The 5,783-nt window shown below is 66.1% G+C and carries 5 protein-coding genes; 2 read left to right on the forward strand and 3 right to left on the reverse strand.

The window, feature by feature from the left end; translation table 11 throughout:
- Positions 1-128: 128 nt before the first annotated feature.
- The 3 genes from cgtA to rplU all read right to left on the reverse strand — a co-directional run bounded on the left by cgtA (position 129) and on the right by rplU (position 1,949).
- A complete protein-coding gene (gene cgtA, locus V3B64_RS08605) occupies positions 129-1,181 on the reverse strand; it encodes an Obg family GTPase CgtA (RefSeq protein WP_054171259.1) in 1,053 nt (350 codons plus the stop codon).
- 177 nt (positions 1,182-1,358) lie between these two features.
- The gene (gene rpmA / locus V3B64_RS08610) at positions 1,359-1,622 is read right to left on the reverse strand and encodes a 50S ribosomal protein L27 (protein ID WP_005415704.1); all 264 of its coding nucleotides are present in this window, start codon (positions 1,620-1,622) and stop codon (positions 1,359-1,361) included.
- 18 nt (positions 1,623-1,640) lie between these two features.
- On the reverse strand, positions 1,641-1,949 hold the full coding sequence (rplU, locus tag V3B64_RS08615) for a 50S ribosomal protein L21 (protein WP_005408557.1): 309 nt from the start codon (positions 1,947-1,949) through the stop codon (positions 1,641-1,643).
- A gap of 339 nt (positions 1,950-2,288) precedes the next feature.
- Here rplU and uvrA point away from each other — a divergent pair, with 339 nt between their 5' ends.
- Both uvrA and V3B64_RS08625 read left to right on the forward strand, forming a co-directional pair.
- Complete coding sequence (uvrA, locus tag V3B64_RS08620; protein WP_329913953.1) at positions 2,289-5,291, forward strand: excinuclease ABC subunit UvrA; 3,003 nt, start codon at positions 2,289-2,291, stop codon at positions 5,289-5,291.
- Complete coding sequence (locus V3B64_RS08625; protein ID WP_025873855.1) at positions 5,291-5,698, forward strand: thioesterase family protein; 408 nt, start codon at positions 5,291-5,293, stop codon at positions 5,696-5,698. The genes uvrA and V3B64_RS08625 overlap by 1 nt, the downstream gene beginning before the upstream one ends.
- Positions 5,699-5,783 lie beyond the last annotated feature (85 nt).

The raw sequence follows: 5,783 nt of genomic DNA on the forward strand, positions 1-5,783 counted from the left end.
GGCGCCCGCGCGGGGGGCCGCCCCCCCCCCGCCCCCCCCCCCCCCCGCCCCCCCCCCCCCCCCCCGCCACTACCGGAAAATGAAAAACCCGGCCGAAGCCGGGTTTTTCGCATGGAACCACAACAGCATTACTGCGCGTTGCGGGCTTCCAGCTCGTCTTCCTTCTGGCGATCGAAGAAGGCCATGATCCGGCTCATGATCGGGAAGGTACCTTCGCGGCCCAGCGCGGAAACCAGGAACCACGGCTCCTTCCAGCCCAGCTCGGCGACGATCTGTTCGGCCGCAGCCTTCGCTTCGTCTTCAAACATCAGGTCGGCCTTGTTCAGCACCAGCCAGCGCGGCTTCTGCAGCAGCTCCGGATCGTGCTTTTCCAGTTCGCGCTCGATCGCGCGCACCTGCTCGACCGGGGAAATGCCTTCCACACCGCCTTCCATCGGCGAGATATCCACCAGGTGCAGCAGCAGGCGGGTGCGCTGCAGGTGGCGCAGGAACTGCGCACCCAGGCCGGCACCGTCGGCAGCGCCTTCGATCAGGCCGGGAATGTCGGCAATCACGAAGCTGCGGTAGTTCTCCACCTTCACCACACCCAGGTTCGGGTACAGCGTGGTGAACGGGTAATCGGCCACCTTCGGCGTCGCCGCCGAAACGGCACGGATCAGGGTGCTCTTGCCGGCATTGGGGAAGCCCAGCAGGCCGACGTCGGCCAGCAGCTTCAGTTCCAGCTTCAGCGTGCGCTCTTCGCCCGGCTCGCCCGGCAGCGCCTGGCGCGGCGAGCGGTTGGTCGAGCTCTTGAAGTGCATGTTGCCGAGGCCGCCGCGGCCACCCTGGGCCACCAGCAGGCGATCACCATGCTGGGTCAGGTCGCCGATGACTTCATCGGTGGCGACGTTGATGACCACGGTGCCGACCGGCACGGTGATGGTCAGGTCTTCGCCGCCCTTGCCATAGGCCTGGCGGCCCATGCCGTTCTCGCCACGCTGCGCCTTGAAGATGCGGTCATGGCGGAAGTCGACCAGGGTGTTCAGGTTTTCGTCGGCGCGGATATACACGCTGCCGCCCGCACCGCCGTCGCCGCCGTCCGGGCCGCCGAGCGGAATGAACTTCTCGCGACGGAAGCCAATGCAGCCGTTGCCGCCGTTGCCGGCGAACACTTCGATTTCTGCTTCGTCTACCAGTTTCATTGTTTCGATGCCTGCGATGGGCGCGGCCTGCCAGCCGTCGCCTTGAATGTTATGCCAGCCGCTGGCCGGCACCCCGGCCTGGCCGGTCTTGCTTTCACTCTAACGAAAAGCCCCGCCGAAGCGGGGCTCTTCATGCAGCACCCCCATGCCGAGGCACGGGTGCCGGCGATGCCTGGATCAGGCGTCGGCCGAGACGATGCTGACGGTGCGACGCTTCTTGGCGCCCTTGACCGAGAACTCCACCTTGCCGTCCACGAGGGCGAACAGGGTGTGGTCACGGCCCAGGCCAACGCCCGAACCCGGGTGGAACTGGGTGCCGCGCTGACGCACGATGATGTTGCCGGCTTCGATGGCCTGGCCGCCGAAGATCTTGACGCCCAGGTACTTCGGGTTGGAGTCGCGACCGTTGCGCGAGGAGCCTACGCCCTTTTTATGTGCCATGACTGCTTCTCCTGATGCTTAGCCGGCGATGCCGGTGATCTCGATTTCGGTGTAGTACTGACGGTGACCCTGACGCTTCATGTGGTGCTTGCGGCGACGGAACTTGATGATCCGGACCTTGTCAGCACGACCCTGGGACAGGACCTTGGCGGTGACGGCAGCGCCCTTCAGCGCATCGCCCAGCTTCACGCCGTCGCTGTCACCCAGCATCAGGATGTTGTCAAACTTGATCTCGCTGCCGACTTCGACTTCGAGCTTTTCAATGCGGAGCTTTTCGCCCTGCGCCACGCGGTATTGCTTACCGCCGGTGACCAGTACTGCGTACATGACCAGGCCTTCCTCTGTAGTTATTGTGGTCTGAGCTGCCGCCATCGAGGGCGGACAGGAGCGGAATTGTACGCAGATCAGCGGGCGCGGGTCAAGTCAACCCCTGAACGGCCTGGAGACCGGGCCCTGTAGAGCCGGGCCATGCTCGGCTGAACGGTTCGGGGTCCCGGCAGCCGAGCATGGCTTGGCTCTACACAAAGCTGTCGGCCTGTCTCATCAGGTGAGACATCGGGCTGGCATTGTCGCCCATTGCCCCCATCTGGTCACCTCGGTAGGCTGACCGATTGCCGTTCCCTGCTGGCCCGGCACCCAGCCAACGCCCCCACAACCGGATCCCCCATGGCGATGGATTTCATCCGCATCCGCGGCGCGCGGACGCACAATCTGAAGAACCTCGACCTCGACCTGCCCCGCGACAAGCTGATCGTGATCACCGGCCTGTCCGGTTCGGGCAAGTCCTCGCTGGCGTTCGACACCATCTATGCAGAAGGCCAGCGCCGCTACGTCGAGTCGCTGTCGGCCTATGCGCGCCAGTTCCTGAGCGTGATGGAAAAGCCGGACCTGGACCACATCGAAGGCCTGTCCCCGGCCATCTCGATTGAACAGAAGTCGACCTCGCACAACCCGCGCTCGACGGTCGGCACCATCACCGAGATCTACGACTACCTGCGCCTGCTGTACGCCCGCGTCGGCACACCGCGCTGCCCGGACCACGGCTACCCGCTGGAAGCGCAGACGGTCAGCCAGATGGTCGACCAGGTGCTGACGCTGGACCCGGAACAGCGCTACATGCTGCTGGCGCCGGTTATCCGCGACCGCAAGGGCGAACACGCACAGGTGTTCGACCAGCTGCGTGCGCAGGGCTTCGTGCGTGTGCGCGTGGACGGCGAGCTGTATGAAATCGATGCGGTGCCGCCGCTGGCGCTGCGCCAGAAGCACACCATCGAGGCGGTGATCGACCGCTTCCGCCCGCGCGAGGACATCAAGCAGCGCCTGGCCGAGAGCTTCGAGACCGCACTGAAGCTGGGCGATGGCATGGCCTCGGTGCAGAGCCTGGACACCGCCGACGCCACGCCGGCGCTGTTCTCCTCCAAGTACTCCTGCCCGGTGTGCGACTACTCGCTGCCGGAACTGGAGCCGCGCCTGTTCTCGTTCAACGCACCGATGGGCGCCTGCCCCGGCTGCGATGGCCTGGGCATCGCCGAGTTCTTCGACCCTTCGCGCGTGGTGGTGCATCCGGAGCTGTCGCTGGCCGCCGGTGCGGTGCGCGGCTGGGACCGCCGCAACGCCTACTATTTCCAGCTGATCGCCTCGCTGGCCAAGCACTACAAGTTCGACGTGGATGCCGCGTGGAATTCGCTGCCGGCCAAGGTGCAGCAGGCCGTGCTGTACGGCAGCGGCGACGAGACGATCACCTTCACCTACTTCACCGAAGCTGGCGGCCGCACCCAGCGCAAGCACCGCTTCGAGGGCATCATTCCCAACCTCGAACGCCGCTACAAGGAAACCGAGTCGCCTGCGGTGCGCGAGGAGCTGTCCAAGTACATCAGCGAACAGCCGTGCCCGGAATGCAATGGCGCGCGCCTGAACAAGGCAGCACGCAACGTGTTCGTGGCCGATCGCCCGCTGCCGGAGCTGGTGGTGCTGCCGATCGACGAGGCACTGAAGTTCTTCAGTGAACTGAGCCTGCCGGGCTGGCGTGGCGAGATCGCCGCGAAGATCGTCAAGGAGATCGGCGAACGCCTCGGCTTCCTGGTCGATGTCGGCCTGGATTACCTGACCCTGGAGCGCAAGGCAGACACCCTGTCCGGTGGCGAGGCACAGCGCATCCGCCTGGCCAGCCAGATCGGCGCCGGCCTGGTCGGTGTGATGTACGTGCTCGACGAGCCGTCGATCGGCCTGCACCAGCGCGACAACGAACGCCTGCTCGGCACCCTCACCCGCCTGCGTGACCTGGGCAATACGGTGATCGTGGTCGAACATGACGAGGATGCGATCCGGCTGGCCGACTACGTGCTGGACATCGGCCCGGGCGCGGGCGTGCACGGCGGCGAGATCGTCGGCCAGGGCACCCTGCAGGACATCCTGGAGGCACCGCGTTCGCTGACCGGCCAGTACCTGTCGGGCAAGCGCGCGATCGAGATTCCGGCGCGCCGGCACACGCCGAACCCGAAGATGACCCTGCACCTGCGCGGGGCGACCGGCAACAACCTGAAGGGCGTGGACCTGGCGATTCCGTCGGGCCTGCTGACCTGCGTGACCGGCGTGTCCGGCTCGGGCAAGTCGACCCTGATCAACGACACCCTGTTCTCGCTGGCCGCCAACGAGATCAACGGCGCCTCGCACCCGATCGCTCCGTACAAGGAGATCGATGGCCTGGACCTGTTCGACAAGGTGGTGGACATCGACCAGTCGCCGATCGGCCGCACCCCGCGTTCGAACCCGGCTACCTACACCGGCCTGTTCACGCCGCTGCGCGAACTGTTCGCACAGGTGCCCGAAGCGCGTGCGCGCGGCTATTCGCCGGGCCGTTTCAGCTTCAACGTGCGCGGCGGCCGCTGCGAAGCCTGCCAGGGTGACGGCCTGATCAAGGTCGAGATGCACTTCCTGCCGGACGTGTACGTGCCCTGCGACGTCTGCCATGGCAAGCGCTACAACCGCGAGACGCTGGAGATCCTGTACAAGGGCTTCAACATCAACGACGTGCTGGAAATGACCGTCGAGGATGCGCTGAAGCTGTTCGAACCGGTGCCGTCGATCGCGCGCAAGCTGGAAACGCTGGTCGACGTCGGCCTGAGCTACATCAAGCTGGGCCAGAGCGCGACCACGCTTTCCGGTGGTGAAGCGCAGCGCGTGAAGCTGTCCAAGGAACTGTCGCGCCGCGATACCGGCCGCACCCTGTACATCCTCGACGAGCCGACCACCGGCCTGCACTTCCACGACATCGAAGCGCTGCTGGGCGTGCTGCACAAGCTGCGCGACGAAGGCAACACGGTGGTGGTGATCGAGCACAACCTGGACGTGATCAAGACCGCCGACTGGATCGTTGATCTGGGTCCGGAAGGCGGCCATCGCGGTGGCACCATCCTGGTCACCGGCACGCCGGAAGACGTGGCGGCCTGCCCGCGGTCGTACACCGGCCAGTTCCTGGCCCGCATGCTGCCCTCCACCAGCGCCCGCCCGGAGCAGCCGGCCGCCGTGGCCAACAAGCCAGACGCCCGCCCGCCGCGCAAGGTGAAGCCTGAAAAGCCGGCCAAGGTCGCCAAGAAGGCGGTAGCCGCCAAGAGCACCGGCAAGACCAGCAAGACCGCCACTGCCAGCAAGAAGAAAAAGGACGCCTGATGAGCAGCGAACACAAGATCCTGGCCCGCATCCCGATCAGCGTGCGCTGGCGTGACATGGACAGCATGGGCCATGTGAACAACGCCAAGTACATCTCCTACCTGGAAGAAGCGCGCGTGCGCTGGATGCTGGGTGTGGAGGGCGTGTCGATGACCGACCGCATCGCACCGGTGGTGGCCGCGACCAACGTCAACTACCGGCTGCCGATCGTGTGGCCCAACGACATCCTGGTCGAGCTGTTCGTCGAGCGCCTGGGCAACAGCAGCGTGACCATCGGCCACCGCATCGTCGACCAGCAGGACGAATCGAAGCTCTATTCGGATGGCAACGTGGTGGTGGTGTGGATGGATACCCAGACTGGCAAGAGCGCGCCGCTGCCGGATGCGATCCGCAGCGCGTCGACCTGACGCGCCTGTGGTAGTGGCGGGGGGGGGGGGGGGGCGCCGCGGCGGGGGGGGGGGGGGGGGCGGGGGGGGGGGGGGCGCCCGCCCA

This window comes from Stenotrophomonas sp. SMYL86 (genome assembly GCF_036320025.1).
GTDB classification, from domain to species: Bacteria; Pseudomonadota; Gammaproteobacteria; order Xanthomonadales; family Xanthomonadaceae; genus Stenotrophomonas; species Stenotrophomonas maltophilia_A.

What these genes read in the sequence shown, in the direction of transcription:
- V3B64_RS08625 (WP_025873855.1), top strand. Translation starts at nt 5,291, where the DNA reads ATGAGCAGCGAACACAAGATCCTGGCCCGCATCCCGATCAGCGTGCGC.
- uvrA (WP_329913953.1), top strand. Translation starts at nt 2,289, where the DNA reads ATGGCGATGGATTTCATCCGCATCCGCGGCGCGCGGACGCACAATCTG.
- cgtA (WP_054171259.1), bottom strand. Translation starts at nt 1,181, where the DNA reads ATGAAACTGGTAGACGAAGCAGAAATCGAAGTGTTCGCCGGCAACGGC.
- rpmA (WP_005415704.1), bottom strand. Translation starts at nt 1,622, where the DNA reads ATGGCACATAAAAAGGGCGTAGGCTCCTCGCGCAACGGTCGCGACTCC.
- rplU (WP_005408557.1), bottom strand. Translation starts at nt 1,949, where the DNA reads ATGTACGCAGTACTGGTCACCGGCGGTAAGCAATACCGCGTGGCGCAG.